The organism is Donghicola eburneus, from assembly GCF_900115865.1.
Classification (GTDB): domain Bacteria; phylum Pseudomonadota; class Alphaproteobacteria; order Rhodobacterales; family Rhodobacteraceae; genus Donghicola; species Donghicola eburneus.
Map to the genome: position 1 here is coordinate 50,652 of NZ_FOXY01000004.1, position 19,590 is coordinate 70,241.

Sequence of the window (19,590 nt, forward strand, 5' to 3'; positions counted from 1 at the left end):
AAAAAACCCCGCCAACGGTATCGCGGCGGGGTTCATTATCTCAAGTGTGCAGTGCCTTACTCGGCGGGGATTGCCTCTTGGCCATCTGCGGTCAGCGGATGCGCCATCTTGTTCAGCATCTCCTTGGGGCAGATCTGCAGGAACTTGGGCAGGTTCTCTTCCCAGTTCTGCAGGATCTCGCCTGCCTTGCGGCTGCTGGTCTCGGCGTAGTGACGCTCGACCAGGTCTTTCAGCTGAGCAATCCAGTGCGGGTTCGCCGGAGTGCAGGTGACCAAGGTCTCCATGTTCATGTGCTTTTCAGCGACACCTTCAGGATCCCACAGATAGGCCATACCGCCGGTCATACCCGCGCCAAAGTTCGCACCGATCGACCCAAGGATCACAGCCACACCGCCGGTCATGTATTCACAACCGTTGCTGCCGCAGCCCTCGATCACCACTTTCGCACCCGAGTTACGGACGGCGAAACGCTCGCCTGCGCGGCCAGCCGCAAACAGGTAGCCGTCGGTCGCACCGTACAGAACGGTGTTGCCGATGATGGTGTTGTCAGCGGCGACCAGCGGGCTTTCCATCGGGGGACGAACCACAACGGTACCGCCCGACAGACCCTTGCCAACATAGTCGTTGGCATCGCCAGACACTTCGATCTTCAGACCGGGCGCTGCGAACGCACCCAAGGCCTGACCCGCCGAACCGCGCAGTTTCACGGTCAGGTGGTCCGCCTGCAGGCTATTGCGCATGCCGAACCGACGCACGATGTGGCTCGAGGTGCGGGTGCCGACGGTACGGTGCGTGTTCTGCACCGCATAGCTCAGCTGCATCTTCTCGCCATCTTCAAGGAAGCGTGCCGCGTCCTTGACGATTTCCGCGTCCAGAGTATCCGGCACAGCGTTGCGCGGACGGTTGCGGTCGTACTCGATCTGCTCCGAGCCATCGACAGTGATGAGCAGCGGGTTCAGGTCCAGATCATCCAGGTGCGCCGAACCACGGCTGACCTGGCTCAGCAGGTCCGCGCGGCCGATCACGTCGTCCAGCGAACGGGCACCGATCGATGCCAGAATCTCGCGAACTTCCTGAGCGTAGAAGGTGATCAGGTTCACAACCTTGTCCGCGTTGCCGGTGAATTTCGCACGCAGGTCTTCGTCCTGAGTACAGACACCAACGGGGCAGGTGTTCGACTGACACTGACGCACCATGATACAGCCCATCGCGATCAGAGCCGCGGTGCCGATGCCGTACTCTTCGGCACCCATCATCGCAGCCATGACGATGTCACGACCGGTGCGCAGGCCACCGTCGGTCCGCAGGGTCACGCGACCACGCAGGTGGTTCATTGCCAGAACCTGATGCGCTTCGGTCAGACCCATTTCCCACGGCAGGCCGCAGTATTTGATCGAGGTCGCAGGCGATGCACCGGTACCACCGTTGTGGCCCGAAATCAGGATCACGTCCGCCTTCGCCTTGGCAACACCAGCGGCGATGGTGCCAACGCCCGACGACGCCACCAGCTTCACGGTGACCTTACAACGCGGGTTGATCTGCTTCAGGTCGTAGATCAGCTGCGCGAGGTCCTCGATCGAGTAGATATCGTGGTGCGGCGGCGGCGAAATCAGGGTCACACCCTTGGTCGAGTGGCGCAGACGGGCGATCAGGTCGGTGACCTTCATGCCGGGCAGCTGACCACCTTCACCGGGCTTCGCGCCCTGTGCGACCTTGATCTCCAGTTCTTCACACTGGTTCAGGTATTCGGCGGTCACACCGAAACGACCAGAGGCCACCTGTTTGATCTTGGCCGACGGGTTGTCGCCGTTGGGCTCGGGGTGGAAGTGTGCGGGATCTTCGCCGCCCTCACCCGAATCCGACTTCGCGCCGATACGGTTCATCGCAACGTTCAGGGTCTTGTGCGCTTCGGGCGACAGAGCGCCCAGCGACATACCGGGGGTCACGAAACGCTTGCGGATCGAGGTGATCGATTCAACTTCTTCCAGCGGGATCGCTTTGCCCAAGGGCTTGATGTCCAACAGGTCGCGCAGGTGGATCGGCGGGTTCGCTTTCATCAGCGCCGAGTACTGCTTCCACAGCTCGAACGATCCACGGTCACAGGCCGACTGCAGCAGGTGCATGTTGTTTGCACCCCAAGCGTGGGTCTCGCCCTGACGACGCGACTTGTAGAAACCACCGATCGGCAGCACGTCACGGTTCGACTTGAAGCCCGCCGCGTGCACGTCTTCGGCCTTTTTCTGGATGCCAGAAACACCGATACCCGAAATGCGGCTGATCAGGCCGGGGAAGTATTCGGCACACATGGCGCGCGACAGACCCACAGCTTCGAAGTTCAGACCACCACGGTAGGACGAAATCACCGAGATACCCATCTTTGCCATGATCTTGAGCAGACCCTGATCGATGGCGTCGCGGTAACGGCTGACGTTCTCGGTCAGGCTGCCTTCCAGCAGGCCACGCTCGATACGGTCGGCCAGCGAATCTTCGGCCAGATAGGGGTTCACAGTGGTCGCACCACAGCCCACCAGCACGGCAAAGTAGTGGGGGTCCACACACTCGGCCGAACGCACGTTCAGGCTGCAGAAGGTCCGCAGACCCTTGCGCGTCAGGTGGCTGTGCACCGCGCTGGTCGCCAGAATCATCGGCATGCCGACTTTATCTGCGCTCAGCTTGTGGTCGGTCAGGATGATGTGGCCTGCACCCGAACGTACCGCGTCCTCGGCTTCGGCGCGAATACGCTCCAGCTCGCCGCGCAGGTCTGCGCCGGGAGCAAAGGTACAGTCGATCTCGACCAGCGTCGCGTTGAAGTGGTTCTGCAGTTCAGTCCACTGCGCGTTGCCGACAAAGGGGCTGTCCAGCACCAGAATCTCGGTCTGCGACGAGGACTCGTCCAGAACATTCTTCAGATTGCCGAAACGGGTCTTCAGCGACATCACGCGGAATTCGCGCAGCGAGTCGATCGGCGGGTTGGTCACCTGGCTGAAGTTCTGGCGGAAGTAGTGGCTCAGGGGGCGATACTTGGCCGACAGAACAGCCGAAGGAGTATCGTCGCCCATGGACGCCAGTGCTTCTTTGCCGTCTTCGGCCATCGGGGCCAGAATCTGCTCCAGCTCTTCGAGGCTGAAACCAGCCGCGATCTGACGCTTGCGCAGTTCGGCACCGTCGAACATCGGCTTCTCGGTCACCTGACCCAGCGCTTCGTCCAGATCGTTGATCTTGCCGACCCACTCACCGAACGGCTGGCTGCCTGCCAGAGCGTCCTTGATCTCGGTGTCGTGGTAGAGCTTGCCCTCTTTCATATCGACGCCGATCAGCTGACCGGGGCCCAAGGCACCCTTTTCCACAACAGTGGCTTCGTCGGTGGGCACCATGCCCGCCTCGGACCCTGCGATCAGCAGGCCATCGCCTGTCACAACATAGCGCATGGGGCGCAGACCGTTCCGGTCCAGACCACCGCAGACCCAACGACCGTCGGTCATGGCCAGCGCGGCGGGGCCGTCCCACGGCTCCATCACGGCGTTGCAGTAGGCGTACATGTCGCGCCACGATTCGGGCAGCTCAACCGCCTGCTTGGACCACGATTCGGGGACCAGCATGGTTTTCGCCATAGGCGCGTTGCGACCCGCACGGACCAGAACTTCGAACACAGCGTCCAACGCCGCCGAGTCCGACGCACCGTTCGCGATGATCGGCTTGATGTCCTCGGCCATGTCACCAAAGGTCGAAGAGGCCATACGGATCTCGTGGCTCTTCATCCAGTTGGTGTTGCCCTTGATGGTGTTGATCTCGCCGTTGTGCGCCAGCATGCGGAACGGCTGCGCCAGCCACCACTGCGGGAAGGTGTTGGTCGAGTAACGCTGGTGGTAGATCGCAAAGGACGATTCAAAACGCTCGTCCATCAGGTCGGGGTAGAACACCGCAACCTGCTCGGCCAGCATCATGCCTTTGTAGATGATCGAGCGGCAGGACAGCGACGCGATGTACAGACCGTTGATCTGTGCAGCCGACGCGGCCTTCTCGATGCGGCGGCGAATGACATACAGTTCGCGCTCAAAGGTCTCTTCGTCCGCACCCTTGGAGTTCGAGATCAGGATCTGCTCGATCTCGGGGCGGGTCGCGTTCGCCTTGTCACCCAAGCAAGTCACATCGACGGGCACGTGGCGCCAGCCGTAGATGCCGTAGCCCATGCGCAGGACTTCGGTTTCCACGATGGTCCGGCAGGTTTCCTGTGCGCCGAAATCGGTGCGGGGCAGGAACACCTGACCAACGGCCAGCAGTTGATCTTTCTTGGGCTCGTGGCCCGTGCGGCGGATCTGCTCGTAGAAGAACGGTACAGGGATCTGAACGTGGATACCCGCGCCGTCACCGGTTTTGCCGTCTGCGTCCACGGCACCGCGGTGCCAGATCGCCTTCAGCGCGTCGATACCGGCTTCAACAACCTTGCGGCTGGATTTACCGTCGATGCTGACGACCAGACCAACGCCACAGGACGAATGCTCTGCCTCTTCACGGTAGAGGCTGTTCTCGTCCATCCACTTGCGCTTTTCTTCCTCGGCGCGGACCCAGTTCTCATCAAACTTTTGCATTGCTTTAACCCTTCCTTCGCTGGTGGGTCAGGGCTGTTGCCCTAATCAAATCTCACTGGCTTGGCGCGGCAGGCACAACGTCATGACGTGTGCCATACCCGAACCATACGTGGGCCAGACCCTTATTCGGCGGCGATGGCTGCCTTGGCGTTAAACTTTTCCAGGATGGCTTGCGCGGTATCGCGGCCATCACGGATCGCCCAGACCACCAGCGACGCGCCGCGGACGATATCGCCCACTGCATAGACGCCATCGAGGCTGGTCTCACCGGTGCCAAAGTTCGCCTTTACGGTGCCCCAACGGGTCACTTCCAGACCATCGGTGCCCCAAAGCTTGGGCAGGTCCTCGGGCTCGAAGCCCAGCGCCTTGATGACCAGATCGGCAGATTCGTCGAAATCCGCGCCTTCGATCACTTCGGGGCTCTGACGGCCCGACGCATCGGGGGCGCCCAGACGCATCTGCTGAACCTTCACGCTGGTGACGGGGTCACCGGCAAACGCCTTGGGCGCGGCCAGCCAGACAAATTCTGCGCCTTCTTCCTCGGCGTTCTGCACTTCGCGCTGCGAGCCGGGCATGTTGGCGCGGTCACGGCGGTACAGACACTTGACCGAGGTCGCACCCTGACGGATCGCGGTCCGCACACAGTCCATCGCGGTGTCACCACCACCGATGACCACAACCGACTTGCCTTCGGCGTTCAGCGTGCCGTCGACCAGCTCAGCCACTTCGTCACCGAAAGACGCCTTGTTGCTGGCGGTCAGGTAATCGATCGCGCGAACGATACCCTTGGCACCAGCGCCAGGGCCTTGCAAATCGCGGGTTTTGTACACGCCGGTCGCGATAATCACAGCATCATGCTGTTCGCGGATCTCGTCGAACGACAGGTCCTCGCCGATGTTGCAGTTCAGCACGAAACGCACGCCGCCATCTTCGAGCAGCTTGTTGCGGCGCATCACAACGTCCTTCTCCAGCTTGAAGCCGGGGATGCCGTAGGTCAGCAGGCCGCCTGCGCGGTCGTAACGGTCGTAGATGGTGACCTGAATGCCAGCGCGGCGCAGCATGTCCGCAGCAGCCAGACCGCCGGGGCCTGCGCCGATGATGCCAACGCTTTCGGTGCGCTCTGCGTCGGGAACGATGGGCTTGACCCAGCCGTTATCCCACGCGGTGTCGGTGATGTACTTTTCGACTGCGCCGATGGTGACAGTGCCGTGTCCGGACTGTTCGATCACACAGTTGCCTTCGCACAGACGGTCCTGCGGGCAGATACGGCCGCAGATCTCGGGGAAGGTGTTGGTGGACTGGCTGATCGCATACGCTTCTTCCAGACGACCGGTTGCTGTCATGTTCAGCCAGTCGGGAATGTTGTTATGCAGCGGGCAGTGGTTCTGGCAGTAAGGGACGCCGCACTGGCTGCAACGGCTGGCCTGTTCGTTCGCCTTGGCGGCTGCGAACTCGGCATAAATCTCGTTGAAGTCCTGTTTGCGGTCTTCTGCAGTCCGCTTCGTCGGCATGTCGCGTTCGACTTTAACGAACTTGAGCATGGGTTGCTTCGCCATGGTGGTCAGCTCCCTAAAGGTTTCTCTGTTGAGCGCCTATTAAAACAGTATCGATCAGATGAAAAGTCATAAGTACTGACCTAAATTCTGATTTACGGCTTTGCAGCGCAGAAATTTTCGATTTGGGCGCCTTTTTTAAGTCCGATCCGGACCTAAAGGAAATATTCGCCAAAGATATCAGCACCCCCTATGCTGCAGCGGCAGTATTTATTTCCATTGCGGACGCAGCATGACCCTCTTTCATCTATTTCTAGTCGCCGTGATCCAAGGGATCACGGAATTTCTGCCCATTTCCTCCTCCGGCCACCTCATTCTATTACCCGCCCTCTCCGGCATGGCGGATCAGGGCCAAGTCATCGACGTCGCGGTGCATTTCGGCACCCTTTTTGCCGTCGTTCTCTTCTTCTGGTCCGATGTCAAAGCGGGCCTGATCGGCCTGCCGAACGCCCTGCGCGGACGGATCAACAGCGACGGCGACCGACTGGCCTTCAGCCTGATTATCGCGACGATTCCCGTTATTTTATTGGGCCTCGCACTCAAAGTCACCGGCCTTGATGATGCGATGCGGTCGGTCAAAGTCATTGGCTGGACGATGCTTTTGTTCGGCATTGTCCTCTATTGGGCCGACCAAAAGGGACCAGAGACCAAAGAAGCCCGCGAATGGGGCACGCGCGACGCGCTCATGCTGGGGTTTTGGCAGGCCGTCGCCCTGATTCCAGGCACATCACGGTCCGGCATCACAATCACAGGTGCCCGTTTTATGGGCTATAATCGCCATGACGCGGCAAAAATATCGATGCTGATGTCGATTCCCACGATTCTCGCCTCGGCTGCGCTCTTGGGAATCGAGGTTGTTGCAACCGCAGACGCCTCTGCCGCCAAGGACGGGGCCATCGCTGCCGTCTTTGCCTTTGTCTCGGCTCTGCTCGCACTGACCCTCATGATGCGCCTTCTGCGCAGCGTCAGCTTCACACCCTATGTCATCTACCGCTTCGTCTTTGGAATCGGTCTGCTGATCTGGGCTTACACGGGCTAACCCCGAAACAAGCCAACAAAAAAAGGGGCCGCGCGGGCCCCTTTGTCTTATCTGGTGCAGCTCAGGTTAGCCGCGCATGTTCTTGGCCGATGCCTTGATCGCGTCGTACTGGCCCGAAGGACGGAACTTCCACAGATAGTCCGGCAGAACAGCGTGATAGTTGGTCGGCACGATGCCGAACGCCTCAAAGCCCTTGGCATCTTCGGACACTACATTGTCCGACTTCAGGTTCTGAACCTGATCTTTGGTCAGGATGCCGTTGGTGAACAGGCCCAAGGTAATGGTCTGCACGAAATCCAGAACGCTGCCCATGATCGACGCCGCAAAGAACGGAACGCCAATGATCATCTTGCGGCGGTGAATCACACCCAGCATGTCCTGCATCAACTCGCGGAACGTACGGACGTCCGGCCCACCCAGCTCATAGACACCAGCGGGCACATCGCCGTTGATCGCTTTGACGGCGGCCGCGGCCACGTCGTCCACATAGACCGGCTGGAACTTGGTGCTGCCGCCCACGACGGGAATGACCGGACCGATCATACCAGCAAAGCGGTTAAAGAACTCGTCTTCGTTGCCAAAGATGATCGAGGGACGCAGGATCACAGCGCTTGGCATGTGTTCTTGAACCGCCGCTTCGCCTGCCGCTTTGGTGCGAGCGTATTCGCTGGGGCTGTTTTCATCCGCGCCGATCGCAGAGATCTGGACCATACGGTTGATGCCAGCTTCTGCTGCCAGACGCGCCACACGCGCGGCACCTTCGGTCTGAACTGTGTCGAACTGGTTCTTGCCGCTTTCCGCCAGAATACCAACGCAGTTCACGACTGCATCTGCACCCGCAACCGCCGCCGCAACACTGGCATCATCACGGATGTTGCACAGAATGGGCTCGACCTGACCGACAACACCATAAGTGCGTACAAAGCCGGCCTCGTTCGGGCGACGTACCGCCACGCGGACGCGGTACCCCTGCTGAGCCATACGACGGGCGATATAGCGCCCCACAAAACCTGATCCGCCAAAAATGGTGACGAGCTGCGCCATTGTCATAGCCTCCGGCCAATATTCGTTGGGGTCTTTAGTAGCGCCGCGCAGGGGGTCAAACAAGCGCATTCAAACAATTTGCATTTTCCCCGAAAAAAGCTGTTGACGCCCCTAGGCACTAGGCGTAGAAGCCGCCCCACGACACCTGCCCAGGTGGCGGAATTGGTAGACGCGCTAGCTTCAGGTGCTAGTGTCCGTATGGACGTGGAGGTTCGAGTCCTCTCCTGGGCACCATTTCCTCCTAGTTTAACGACTGGAGGAACACGTGGCAAACTTTCTGTACAAACAAGATCTACCAGATGCCCTCGACCTTGGTCCGGCAGTCGCAATTGACTGCGAAACCATGGGGTTAGTGCCGCATCGCGATCGCTTATGTGTTGTGCAAATGTCCTCTGGTGACGGGAACGCCCATCTGGTTCAAATCGAAAAAGGCCAGACCGAAGCGCCCAACCTGTGTCGTCTCTTGGAAAATCCCGACGTGCTGAAGCTGTTCCATTACGGTCGCTTCGACATTGCCGCGATGTACAACACTTTTGGGGCTCTCGCCGCCCCTGTCTATTGCACGAAAATCGCCAGCAAACTGGTCCGCACCTATACGGACCGCCACGGCCTACGGAACCTGCTGCAAGAACTGCTCAGCACCGACATCTCCAAGGCGCAGCAATCCAGCGACTGGGGCGCGCCCGAATTGACCAAAGCGCAAAAAGATTATGCCGCGTCCGACGTTCTACACCTGCACAAGCTAAAGAAAGAGCTCGACCGCATGTTGGAACGCGAAGGTCGCGCAGAGATCGCGCAAAAATGCTTTGATTTTCTACCCACGCGCGCCCAATTAGACCTCGCGGGCTGGTCGGACGTCGACATCTTCTCGCACTAAGTCCTTATTTTCGCGGTTCGGGTGATGGCAGGCTCACAGCGCAATACCTATTCGGTCATCGTCTCTTGGGCCAAGATCATCCTCCCGATGGTGGCCCTTGGTCTATTGTCGACCGTGTTCCTGTTTTCCCGTCAGATCGACCCAGAGGCTGCGATCCCCTTTGCCGATATTGATCTGGAAGAGCGTCTGCGCGAACAGCGCCTCAGCAAACCCAACTACGCCACCACAACCGAGGACGGCTCTGCTCTGACCATTGTCGCCGAGTCGGCCGCGCCTGTTCTGGACGGAGACGGCGGCACTGCCGAAAACATCGTCGCGCGGCTCAAGCGGATCGACGGTACGACTATCGACATGACCTCTGATTCGGGGCGGATCGAAGGGACCAAGACCCTGACGCTGTCTGGAAATGTGGCGATTGATACGTCTGACGGATACACCCTACGGTCTGATGAAATGATCTCGGCGATGAACCGCACAGACATCACCAGTCCCGGCCCGATCACGGGCACCGGTCCGTTCGGTGATTTGCAAGCGGGACGCATGCACCTTACGGTGCCGGAAAATCAGGACGGCATTCTAGCTGTTTTCGAAGACGGGGTTCGCCTGATATACACGGGCAATTCCAAAGGATCAGAGGAGCAACAATAATGTTTCGCAAGGTAATGGCCCTGTGTGTGATGCTGCCTCTGCCGGTTTTGGCCCAAGGGATGCAAACCGCATTTGGCGCATCCGACCAAAATACCGACGCCCCGATTGAGGTTGTCGCAGATTCGCTAGAGGTGAATGACACTGCGAATACCGCCGTCTTTGTTGGGAATGTCGAGATTGTGCAAGACAAGATGCGCATGACCGCGCCCCGCGTCGAAGTCACATATCGCGAAGATGACGCCGCAACCCCCGAGGTCGAAGATGGCATTGCCAAGGTCTTGGCCACAGGCGGCGTGACCATGACGTCTGGCGAAGACGCCGCCGAGGGCGAAACCGCCGAGTACAACGTCGAGAGCGACTACGTAATTCTGTCCGGCAGCGTTCTGCTAACCCAAGGCCGCAACGTCCTGAGTGGCAATGAGGCCCGAATCAATCTGTCGGACAACACAGCCCAGATGACAGGCCGCGTGCGCACGATCATCAATCCAGGCTCAAGCCAATGAGCTCTTCGCCCGAACTGACCGTGTCCGAAGGCTCCGCAGGCCTTCAGATCCAGAACCTCCGCAAGAGTTACCGCAAGCGTGTGGTCATCCGTGATGTCAGCATGTCTTTGCATCGCGGAGAAGTCGTGGCCCTGTTGGGGCCCAACGGTTCGGGCAAGACGACCAGCTTCTACGCTATTGCCGGTCTGGTCGCGCCCGAAGGCGGGCGTGTGACCATTGATGGCGCCGAAGTCACGCGCTTTCCAATGTACCGCCGTGCAAAGCTGGGTATCGGCTATCTGCCCCAAGAGATGTCGATTTTCCGCGGCCTAAGTGTCGAGGACAACATCGCCGCGATTCTGGAAATTGCCGAAACCGACCCCCACACCCGCCGCGAACGGCTCGAAGAATTGCTGAGCGATTTCTCGATCGAGCACCTGCGCCGCGCCCCCGCGCTGGCCCTATCAGGTGGTGAACGTCGCCGGGTCGAGATCGCGCGCTGCCTCGCAGCGAATCCCAAGTATTTGTTACTAGACGAACCATTTGCTGGTGTGGACCCGATCTCGGTCGGGGACATCCGTCATCTGGTTGCCGACCTCAAAAAGCGGGGAATCGGCGTTCTGATCACGGACCACAATGTACGCGAAACCTTGGAAATCGTTGATCGCGCTTACATTCTTCATGATGGGCGCGTTCTGATGTCCGGTACCCCCGAGCAGGTGGTCAAAGACGAAAACGTGCGCCGCGTCTATCTGGGCCGCGATTTCCGTATCAGCTAGTCCACGCCATTCACAAAATTCTTTTGCGAGAAACGATTGACAGTTCCCCTCGGACTGTCACCAAATGGTCATATGAGCCAGACCTGTCGCCATATGAGGTCAATCCTGCATAGCCTTCCCGAGCACTCGGGTCAGGGACAGGTCGCTCAATATCCCCACGCAACTGTACGGACCAAGTACCCCGCGCGGGCGGTCCGTCCTTGCACATAAGAAGGAAAAGACCATGCGGTATCAAATCACCGGAAAACAGATCGACGTTGGCGAAGCACTGACCACCCACGTTAAAGATCGACTGGGTGAGGTACTGGAAAAGTACTCGCAACGCCCAACCGATGCGCAGGTCACTTTCTCGAAGTCGGGGCACGAATTTGTCTGCGAATGCACCGTGCATCTGTCGACCGGTTTGAACGCGGCAGCACGGGCCCATGGCACCGAAATCTATGCAACCTTCGAAGACTGCGCAGAGAAAATGGACAAGCAGCTGCGCCGCTATAAACGCCGCCTGAAGGACCACCACAAGGATCGCACAAGCCCTGTTGAAACTATCGGTGCTTCCTCGTATATCCTCGCCGCAGATGCGCAGGACGACGAGGCGATCGAGCCCGAAAGCCTGCAGCCGATTATCGTCGCCGAAATGGAGACGAAAGTTCCCTCGCTGTCAGTTGGCGAGGCGGTAATGCAGATGGAACTGGCTGGCTCTCAGATGCTGGTCTTCCGAAACGAGAAACATGGTGGCGTAAACGTTGTACATCGCCGGGATGACGGGAATATCGGTTGGATCGATCCCCGTAGTACCGGGCAATAACGCCGCGAAAGCCCTAGGCAAAAGCTAACTCATGCAAATCTCAGATATTCTGTCGCCGCAGGCGGTGAAGACCCTTATTGGTTGTTCTAGTAAAAAACGTCTGTTTCAGGATATCGGAGACCTGACTGAGGCAGCTTTGGGCATCCCCAGCGCCCGCGCCGTCGAGGCGCTGGTGGAACGCGAAAGCCTTGGCCCGACTGGTGTGGGCCATGGCGTTGCCCTACCTCATGCCCGTCTCGCCGAGATTGACCGCGTCCAAGGCGTCTTCCTGCGTCTGGAGAAGCCCGTTGATTTCGGTTCGGTGGATCGCAAGCCCGTAGATCTGGTCTTTGCGCTGTTCGCGCCTGAAGATGCAGGGGTCGAACACCTCAAAGCCTTGGCAGTCGTGTCACGGACGCTAAAAGATCAGGCCATGCGCACCAAGTTGCGCGCCAATAACGAAGCGGTCACGCTGCACGCCGTGTTGACCGAAGATCAGGCCAATCAGGCGGCCTGACCCCTTTTATCCCACGGGCCATAACCCAACATCATATAGTCGCGCGTGTAAGCATCCTTGCACGCGCTTTCTATTTCTTCGTCGTAGATCTCTGCTAGCGGCACTGGGCAGTCCGGCTCTGAAACGCCCGAAAACGCGGGCATATCCCGGCCGATCTGCTGGCATACCTGCGACAGGCCCAGTTCAATCTGTTCTTCCCTGACAATCAGGTCAGGCAAATTGAATTCGGCAAAGCCTTGGATCATTTGCGACTGCGATGCCCACCCAGGATCGACCCGAAGACTGGTCTGCCCTGCCAAATTGCCTTTGAGCCACTGCAAAAATCCCAGAAACGCCAGCCGGTGCGCGGCAGCATCGTACGCCTCTCCCGCGCCTTTCTTGGGGATCGGCAGCTTGTAGCGCTTGCGTAGAACTTCGCGAATCTCGCCAAATGCGCCGGGGCCAGTCCCCAGAATACGCTCGCAAAAAACACGATGCGCGCGGGTCAGCGGATGCGTGACCACGGTAAAAGTACGATGTCCGCGGTTCACGCGCTTCCACTTACGCAACGGCTTCTGAGTGAAATCGCGCTGCAGTGCATCTACGTCAGCGCCATCTAAGGCGGCCATCCATTCGCAAACCGCATGTTCTGTCCCTGAACGGAGGGGCAGGTACATCAGGGGCGCCTCGGCTGCAGCTACATAGGTCGGAACCATCGCATTCCGGCGTGGCTCGAAATTAGGGGTGCGCGTCAGATCAAAACGATCAAGTCGCGATAGCGCGCTCTCCATCTCCTCGAAGTTCGCCACTTTTGAAGAGAGAGGCGCTGGGTTCTGCTTCTTCAGCTTCTTATCCAGCGCTGGCAGGCGTGCATCGACACCCAGAAACGCGGCCATCCCGTTCATTACATCGACGTCCTGTAAATCCTCGTAGGCGACATAGAACGCCGTCTGCCCAGTGGTTTGCAGCGCCCGCAGCACCTTCTTTTGAAAGGCTTGCAGCGTCTCGATATGGCTAATGAACTCGTCGCCTTTGAATTCCGCCTGCCCCTCACGGCGGTTCTTGGCATCCGTCAGTTTCCACTGCCCGGTCGCCTGCGCTATCTTCCAAGACACATAGCTTTCGACCGGATTGCGGGTGAGGATAATTTTAGCGCATCGCAGGTCGGCCAGAAGACCATCAATCACGCGCGGGTCGTGATCGTGAAAATAGCGAAAGCCGTTTAGGCCCTCAGCACTCCGCACCGTATCTAGCAAGTGATCGGGATTGGCCTCGCGCTTGTCCTGCGTGATGCCCAGAACATCATCGGCATTCGGGTAGCCGATAAAGAACGGATTGAATGCCTCTCCGTGACAGCTGACGCCGTCCAGAGCGTTCAGGTTCGCCTCGAGAAAGTTGCTGCCTGTTCGCATTTCAGCCAGAACAACAAACAAATCGAATTTTGACGGCATAGAAATTTACTTTACTAAATAGGGTTTACGCGGTTTGCGCGGCTTTTCCCGCTCTTCGAGTGTGTTCGGAAAATCGCCGGTTAGATAGGGGTGCATGCCCTGATTTTTCAAATTCTGTAGGAATTGTGCAAAGCCCGTCAGGTTCACCATCTTCGGTGCCTCTGTCAGGCGTCGTTTATCGGTTTGCCCGATTTCACCAATAATGGCCTGAAGCGGCTCCATCGGTGCCTCAACGAATTCGGCAAGGCTCCAGATATGGATGCGCGCCTTGGCGTAGGGCGAACGCAGCACATCCAAATGCCGGCTTTCGCGGCGCTGGAGTTCGGCGGCGGTGCGGCGAATTTCCGAAAAATCCAAGTTTGATCTGAACAGCGGAACCGCCCAAGCCCCCGTAATCACGCAAATCTGCGCATTCGGGTCTTTGGCGATATCCCATTCGACCTCTTGGATGTGGTCGGCAGGGCCAACTTGGAAACACTGCCGCTCACCGCGCGTGTTCCAGATCATGTTCGTCAAAAACGCCCGAGGATTGCGATCCCTAAGCGCGGCTGAGTCTGAGAGCGCGCCATTGATCACTTTGACCGCGCCCTCGTAGTGGACGCGTTCGGGCGCAAAGAGATGCCCATGCACGCGGGCACCCGTCAGACGCCCGAGCCAGCTTTCAAAATCTTCGAAAAGTTCGGAAAACCCTTCGAACATCGAATATTCAGATGCTGTGAAGCCGTTTTCCCAATCGGGGTTCGGGAAACGGCTCTGCATATAGAGGCCCGTCCGGCCTTGGGTCCGTCGCTCTACCGCTTTGGCGAAAATGCGGTCAATCTTGCCGGGGTTCGGCTCTGTCCGGTTCAAGGCATCAGGCTGTGGCGTCAGAAATGCGTTGTATAAACGATCCGCATAGGGCCATATTTTCCGCGCAACAAAACAGTCAGAACGCCGCAAAAGCTGCAGGTGATCATCGTAAAAGATGTGTGGCTTCCCTTGGAAGTCGAACTTCGACAGGGTGAGAGACCGGCTCTGGATGTCGCGGGAATACAAGCGCACCAGTGTCTGAAAATAGGACTCATCCGGAATCCAGACTTGGCGGAAGAACCGCTCGTAAATTCCCCGTCGTGGGTCTTGCAAAATCGCCGTCAGGGTTTGACGTGTCAGACACCACCACTGGCTGCCCATGTGGGGAATCAAGCCGTCGGGCATCTGACGGTGCATCCGGAAACGCCGCTGGAAATCGACACACAGATCAAAGAGCCTGCGGTTTCGCTTCCATGAAAACGGGAAGCGCAACGTAAAACGTTCGTGGTCGAGTCCACCAATAGTCCAAGGCACGTCTGCAAGCGTTGCAGATTCTATGAAGTCGGTGTTCGGACGCTCTGCCAGATATTGCACCAATTCTTCGACGGGACGCAGGGGCAGACAAGAGCCGGACGCCAGATACACGTGCCGCACAGCTGGAAAGTCCTGCAGCATCACTTCTGCTGCGGATTGCGACGCAGCGACGAGTCCCCACGTCCCCCATTCACATTTATGACGCGCACTGAAGCGAATATTCTCTAGATCAGAAAGCCCCTTGATCAGCATTTGATAGCGTGAGTTCGGCATACGCGAATCCGCGTGGATGACGACCGGAACGCCGTGCGTCGCCCAATGCCGCGCCACTTGCTCGACACGGTCCAGAGCGTTGTGGATCAAGAGGATGACACCCAAACTCATGCCCAGTTCCCCTTGGACATGAGCCCCAAAATTTCGAGTTGGCGCCAGTTGATGTACTTTTCCGACCACGTACACCACAGATCTGGGCTTACTTGCCCGCGCTCGGCGTACATTTTGTACTCTCTGCTGCCCGCATAATGTTCGCCGCGTTGCAGTTCCTCTTCTGCCTTGTGTGTAAAGGTATCAAGGAACTTGGTGTGCAGCAGAACGCCCGAGGATTTTTCGCCGCCCCATTCATCGTAGATCAGATTCAAACCACGCGGCAGCAGCGAATGGGTCGAGCTAATATAGGCATAGCGATCGTCCCATTTCACCAGCGGCACTTTGTTCAACGCAGGCGCATGATAGGGCTCATCAGGGAAGAAGACGCGCGCACGCGGGCCGCCCTGAATCCAGAGGTTACCGTATTTGTGGTTTCGTTCGATCGTGTAGTTGCCGCTGTCGAACCACATCGCGATTTCCAGCGGGTCTTGTCCCGCCCGGTAGGGCTGTGTGCCGATCGGACCCTTGGGGTACATATCTAACAGCATCGCCCCGAAGGATTTGATCGACGACGCGTCCAGCCAGTCGGTCAGCGCCCGCAGCGGCCGCGTATCGCAAAACGGATAGATCAGAAATTCATCAGGATCGACGGTCAGGCACCAGTGCCCGTTCCCGTATTTCATCAGCAGCCAGTTGATCCAGTCCATGCCAAAGCGCGACCGCTTATAGCTGGCATTGGTACGCCACACGGAAGAATCCGGCTGTTCGGCCAAGTAATCGGCCGAGCCATCGGTGCTGTCATTGTCCACGAAAAGGAAATGGTTGATGCCGAGGTTTCGGTAGTACTCTAGGAAGTATGGCAAACGTTTTGCCTCGTTCCGCAGAGTACAAAACACCAAGAGGTCCGCTTCACGAATATAGGCGGTTCGATTGACTAAAGGAGAGAGTTCACGGCTCTTGCGCATGGCGCGATAGCGCCAGCGTTTGCGTTCCAGCCGCAGTCCGTATGATTGGATCGCTCCCAATCTTCCCCCTTGTACAAGAGGGCTGGCCCGACCTTAGATCAGGGGTAGGACCCTCTCGAAATGAGCCTCCCACGTCGGAGGCGACCACCGTCTTGCTTCAGTCTCTACGCCCCCCTCTTTCTCAAGGGCGGTCCTGTAAGCATTCATAACACACTGATACCAGAGCTTAGCATCACCCGAGGACGCGTAAACGGGTATATTGCCTAGAAATTCTCGATAAATCGGTAAGTCATTACATACAATAGGCGTATTGTGATGTGCTGCTTCTGCCGCAGGGAGTCCAAAGCCCTCTGCATAGCTAGGAAACAATAGCGCAGTCGCTTCGTCCATCAGACAGGCAACTGCTCCATCGGACAGGCCAGCGACCTCTTGGACATGACTGCTGCGGTCCAGCGCATCAAGGCGCCGGAATACAGATTCGTTTTTCCATCCCCGTGACCCGCAAATCAACAACGTCGGCGTTTCATTCCCGAGCTCTTCTTCCAGCACCTCCCACACATCCAAGAGGACGCCATGAGCCTTGCGTGGCTCAATGGTCCCGACCGTCAGGAAAAATGGCTGCTTGGGCGGCAGACCTTCGGGCAATTCTCTGGGCTCAGCTGTTGCGAAATCTATCCCTAAATGGGCAACAATGCCTCTGGGTAGCACGCCTGAGGCATGGCGGTGGACGTGTTGCTCAGTCTGCTGAGAATTATAAATCAGGAGGTCGGCAGAGTCGCAGGCACGTTGCAGGAACTTGGCGAACCGTTCAGTTGCGCCGTCTGCCTGATACTCCGGAAAATCGAGCGGTATCGTATCGTGGATCAGCACTGCAATCCGCGCCTCGGGCAGTTTTCCAAGCGCCTTCACAACGCGCTTGGACAGATTGCTGTGCCCCGTGTTCACGTAAGTCGTACCCGATGGCAAATACTTGCGGAGCATTTTCGACAGCAGCGCCTTGGGTTGGCGCCCCACGGCCCGCTTGCGCAAAATTGGCAGAATACCTGCCACCATCCGGCCATCGACAGACGCCGCTCGCAATGCTTCCATCCCCTGCCGTCCCAAGAGGATATAGCCGAGCTGAGTTCGCACCAGCCCGTAACAGGGAACATCGCTATCTAGAAATGCACAGAGATACGCACGCTCCACACGGTCCACGCCGGTTAGTGTGCGACCCGCGCGGCTGGTGAGCCGCGACAGGTCCAGAAGGCGTGCAGCCTTATTTGTCGTAGTGGCCCGTTTGGTGCCAGCGCCATGCGTCGCCAATCATCTGCTCCAGCGTAGAAAGCTTGGGCTCCCACCCAAGTTCATCCAACGCCCGTTTGGAACCGGATACAAGCTTTACGCAATCTCCGGGGCGGCGCGGACCTTCTTCGTAGGGTACTTCTTGGTTGGTGACAGCGCGCGAATGATCAATCACCTCACGGACCGAGAAACCAGATCCGGTGCCAAGGTTGAACACGCGGCTCCCCTTGCCATCCAAGAGCCACTTCACACCCAAAACATGCGCTTCGACCAGATCGATGACGTGCACATAGTCGCGCACGCATGTTCCGTCAGGCGTATCGTAGTCGGTGCCATGGATCGTCAGTGCAGGGCGCTTGCCCGCGATCGCGTCCAGCATGACTGGGATCAGGTGCGTTTCGGGCTGGTGGAATTCACCAACTTCGGCCTCTGGGTCTGCACCACCAACGTTAAAGTAGCGGAAAATCACGCTCTTCATGCCATATGCATCGTCGAAATTCGCCAGAATATCTTCGATCGCGCGCTTCGACGCCCCGTACGAGTTGATCGGATACTGCGCGCAATCCTCGTCAAGCATGACACCGTCTTGCTCACCATAGGTGGCACAAGTCGAACTGAAGACGAAGTTGAGGCAACCCGCAGCCGCGGCTGCTTCGATCAGGGTAAGTGAACCCTGAACGTTATTACGCCAGTACATGCCCGGGTCTTTCATGCTCTCGCCAACCTGACTAAAGGCGGCGAAGTGCATGACAGCAACAGGCTTATATTTCTCGAAAACTTCGTCGACTCGGGCGCGGTCCAGCAGGTCCCCTTTTTCTAGAGGACCGAACTTTACAGCGTCTTCCCAACCGGTCGAGATATTGTCGAATGTGACCGGCGTAAAACCGGCCTGCTTCAAAACTTTGCAGGCATGCGAGCCGATATAGCCCGCACCCCCGGTCACAAGAACATTCGTCACGTTTTGATTTCCGATTACTGAGCAGCTTTGCGCGCGGCCATCACGTCTTCGAGGTAGTGCTCCAGATCGTCACGCAGGTCGGGGCGCGCCAGACCAAAGGCAACGGTCGCTTGCAGGAATCCCGACTTCGAGCCGCAGTCGTAGCGTTCACCCTTGAAGCGGTACCCATAGACGTTGTCGCTGTCGGTGATCTCTTTTGCGATCGCATCGGTCAGCTGCAATTCGCCGCCAGCACCTGTTTCCATGTTATCGATGTTCTGCAGCACCTTGGGGCTGAGGATATAACGACCGATCACAGCAAGGTTCGACGGCGCATCTTCAAGCTTGGGCTTTTCGACCATCCCTTTGACCGACACGATGTTGCCCATATCTTCCTTCAGATCCAGAACGCCGTAGGAAGAAACGCGATCCTGAGGAACCTCCATTGCCGCAACCATGTTGCCGCCAGTTTCCTGATAGGCTTCAACCATCTGCTGAAGGCAAGGCTTATCCGCTTGGATCACATCGTCGGGCAGCAGGACCGCAAAGGGCTCGTTCCCTAGCAGGCGGCGAGCACACCAGACAGCATGACCGAGGCCGAGAGCTTGATTCTGACGCACGTAGGCAATCGCACCGCTATCCATGTTGGTGCTGTCCAGCACCTTCATCAGGTCGGTTTTGTTTTTTGCCTTCAGGTTTGCTTCCAGCTCGGGCGCGCGATCGAAATAGTCTTCGAGAGCGCTTTTGCCGCGCGACGTTACGAAGATAAACTCCTCGATGCCCGCGGCGCGCGCCTCGTCGATCGCGTACTGGATCAGGGGGCGGTCAACCAGAGTCATGATCTCTTTCGGCACGGATTTGGTTGCGGGCAGAAACCGCGTACCCAGACCGGCGACAGGAAATACAGCTTTGGTAACTTTGTTGCTCATGTAAATAGGCCTTCTGTTTGTCGAGGAGGATCGACTTTTAAAAA

Annotated in this window: 16 protein-coding genes and 1 tRNA gene; 8 read left to right on the plus strand and 9 right to left on the minus strand. The window is 58.0% G+C overall.

All coding sequences use genetic code 11. From position 1 onward, the window contains the following. Positions 1-56 precede the first annotated feature (56 nt). Positions 57-4,589, minus strand: coding sequence for a glutamate synthase large subunit (gene gltB / locus BM225_RS07845; protein WP_072708670.1), 4,533 nt, complete (start codon positions 4,587-4,589; stop codon positions 57-59). Positions 4,590-4,711: 122 nt separating this feature from the next. Next, on the minus strand, positions 4,712-6,145 hold the full coding sequence (locus BM225_RS07850) for an NAD(P)-dependent oxidoreductase (protein WP_072708673.1): 1,434 nt from the start codon (positions 6,143-6,145) through the stop codon (positions 4,712-4,714). Between the two features lie 229 nt (positions 6,146-6,374). On the opposite strand from BM225_RS07850, the gene BM225_RS07855 reads away from it, so the two are divergent. Then, positions 6,375-7,181 (plus strand): undecaprenyl-diphosphate phosphatase, encoded by an 807-nt coding sequence (locus tag BM225_RS07855; RefSeq protein WP_072708675.1) that lies wholly within the window; start codon positions 6,375-6,377, stop codon positions 7,179-7,181. A 66-nt stretch (positions 7,182-7,247) separates the two neighbouring features. Here BM225_RS07855 and BM225_RS07860 read toward each other — a convergent pair whose 3' ends face one another. Next, positions 7,248-8,225, minus strand: a complete 978-nt coding sequence (locus tag BM225_RS07860; protein WP_072708678.1) for a complex I NDUFA9 subunit family protein — start codon at positions 8,223-8,225, stop codon at positions 7,248-7,250. A gap of 147 nt (positions 8,226-8,372) precedes the next feature. Between BM225_RS07860 and BM225_RS07865 the strand changes: the two genes are divergently transcribed. The 7 genes from BM225_RS07865 (at position 8,373) to BM225_RS07895 (ending at position 12,312) form a co-directional block, all read left to right on the plus strand. Beyond that, positions 8,373-8,459, plus strand: a tRNA-Leu gene (locus BM225_RS07865). A 31-nt stretch (positions 8,460-8,490) separates the two neighbouring features. Further along, on the plus strand, positions 8,491-9,102 hold the full coding sequence (locus tag BM225_RS07870; protein WP_072708681.1) for a ribonuclease D: 612 nt from the start codon (positions 8,491-8,493) through the stop codon (positions 9,100-9,102). Positions 9,103-9,126: 24 nt separating this feature from the next. Then, the gene (lptC, locus tag BM225_RS07875; protein WP_072708684.1) at positions 9,127-9,750 is read left to right on the plus strand and encodes an LPS export ABC transporter periplasmic protein LptC; all 624 of its coding nucleotides are present in this window, start codon (positions 9,127-9,129) and stop codon (positions 9,748-9,750) included. After that, positions 9,750-10,253, plus strand: coding sequence for a lipopolysaccharide transport periplasmic protein LptA (gene lptA / locus BM225_RS07880; protein ID WP_072708686.1), 504 nt, complete (start codon positions 9,750-9,752; stop codon positions 10,251-10,253). The genes lptC and lptA overlap by 1 nt, the downstream gene beginning before the upstream one ends. Next, positions 10,250-11,011, plus strand: a complete 762-nt coding sequence (lptB, locus tag BM225_RS07885; protein WP_072708689.1) for an LPS export ABC transporter ATP-binding protein — start codon at positions 10,250-10,252, stop codon at positions 11,009-11,011. Before lptA ends, lptB begins: the two co-directional genes overlap by 4 nt. A gap of 223 nt (positions 11,012-11,234) precedes the next feature. Then, complete coding sequence (gene hpf / locus BM225_RS07890) at positions 11,235-11,816, plus strand: ribosome hibernation-promoting factor, HPF/YfiA family (RefSeq protein WP_072708692.1); 582 nt, start codon at positions 11,235-11,237, stop codon at positions 11,814-11,816. 31 nt (positions 11,817-11,847) lie between these two features. After that, positions 11,848-12,312 carry a PTS sugar transporter subunit IIA gene (locus BM225_RS07895; RefSeq protein WP_072708695.1) on the plus strand — a complete coding sequence of 155 codons (465 nt, stop codon included), beginning with the start codon at positions 11,848-11,850 and terminating at the stop codon, positions 12,310-12,312. On the opposite strand, the gene BM225_RS07900 is transcribed toward BM225_RS07895, so the two are convergent. From BM225_RS07900 to galU, 6 genes are read right to left on the minus strand one after another with little or no spacing between them, the layout of a single operon-like run. Continuing rightward, positions 12,300-13,742, minus strand: coding sequence for a nodulation protein NodH (locus BM225_RS07900; protein WP_072708698.1), 1,443 nt, complete (start codon positions 13,740-13,742; stop codon positions 12,300-12,302). The two genes, BM225_RS07895 and BM225_RS07900, sit on opposite strands and share 13 nt — an antisense overlap. A 6-nt stretch (positions 13,743-13,748) precedes the next feature. Further along, a complete protein-coding gene (locus BM225_RS07905; RefSeq protein ID WP_072708701.1) occupies positions 13,749-15,449 on the minus strand; it encodes a DUF5927 domain-containing protein in 1,701 nt (566 codons plus the stop codon). Next, positions 15,446-16,456, minus strand: coding sequence for a glycosyltransferase family 2 protein (locus tag BM225_RS07910; protein WP_072708703.1), 1,011 nt, complete (start codon positions 16,454-16,456; stop codon positions 15,446-15,448). The genes BM225_RS07905 and BM225_RS07910 overlap by 4 nt, the downstream gene beginning before the upstream one ends. A gap of 33 nt (positions 16,457-16,489) precedes the next feature. Further along, entirely contained in the window at positions 16,490-17,701 is a 1,212-nt protein-coding gene (locus BM225_RS07915; RefSeq protein ID WP_143095354.1) for a glycosyltransferase family 4 protein, read from the minus strand. Continuing rightward, the gene (gene galE / locus BM225_RS07920; RefSeq protein ID WP_072708706.1) at positions 17,655-18,638 is read right to left on the minus strand and encodes a UDP-glucose 4-epimerase GalE; all 984 of its coding nucleotides are present in this window, start codon (positions 18,636-18,638) and stop codon (positions 17,655-17,657) included. The genes BM225_RS07915 and galE overlap by 47 nt, the downstream gene beginning before the upstream one ends. Positions 18,639-18,652: 14 nt before the next feature. Further along, entirely contained in the window at positions 18,653-19,546 is an 894-nt protein-coding gene (gene galU / locus BM225_RS07925) for a UTP--glucose-1-phosphate uridylyltransferase GalU (RefSeq protein WP_072708709.1), read from the minus strand. Positions 19,547-19,590 lie beyond the last annotated feature (44 nt).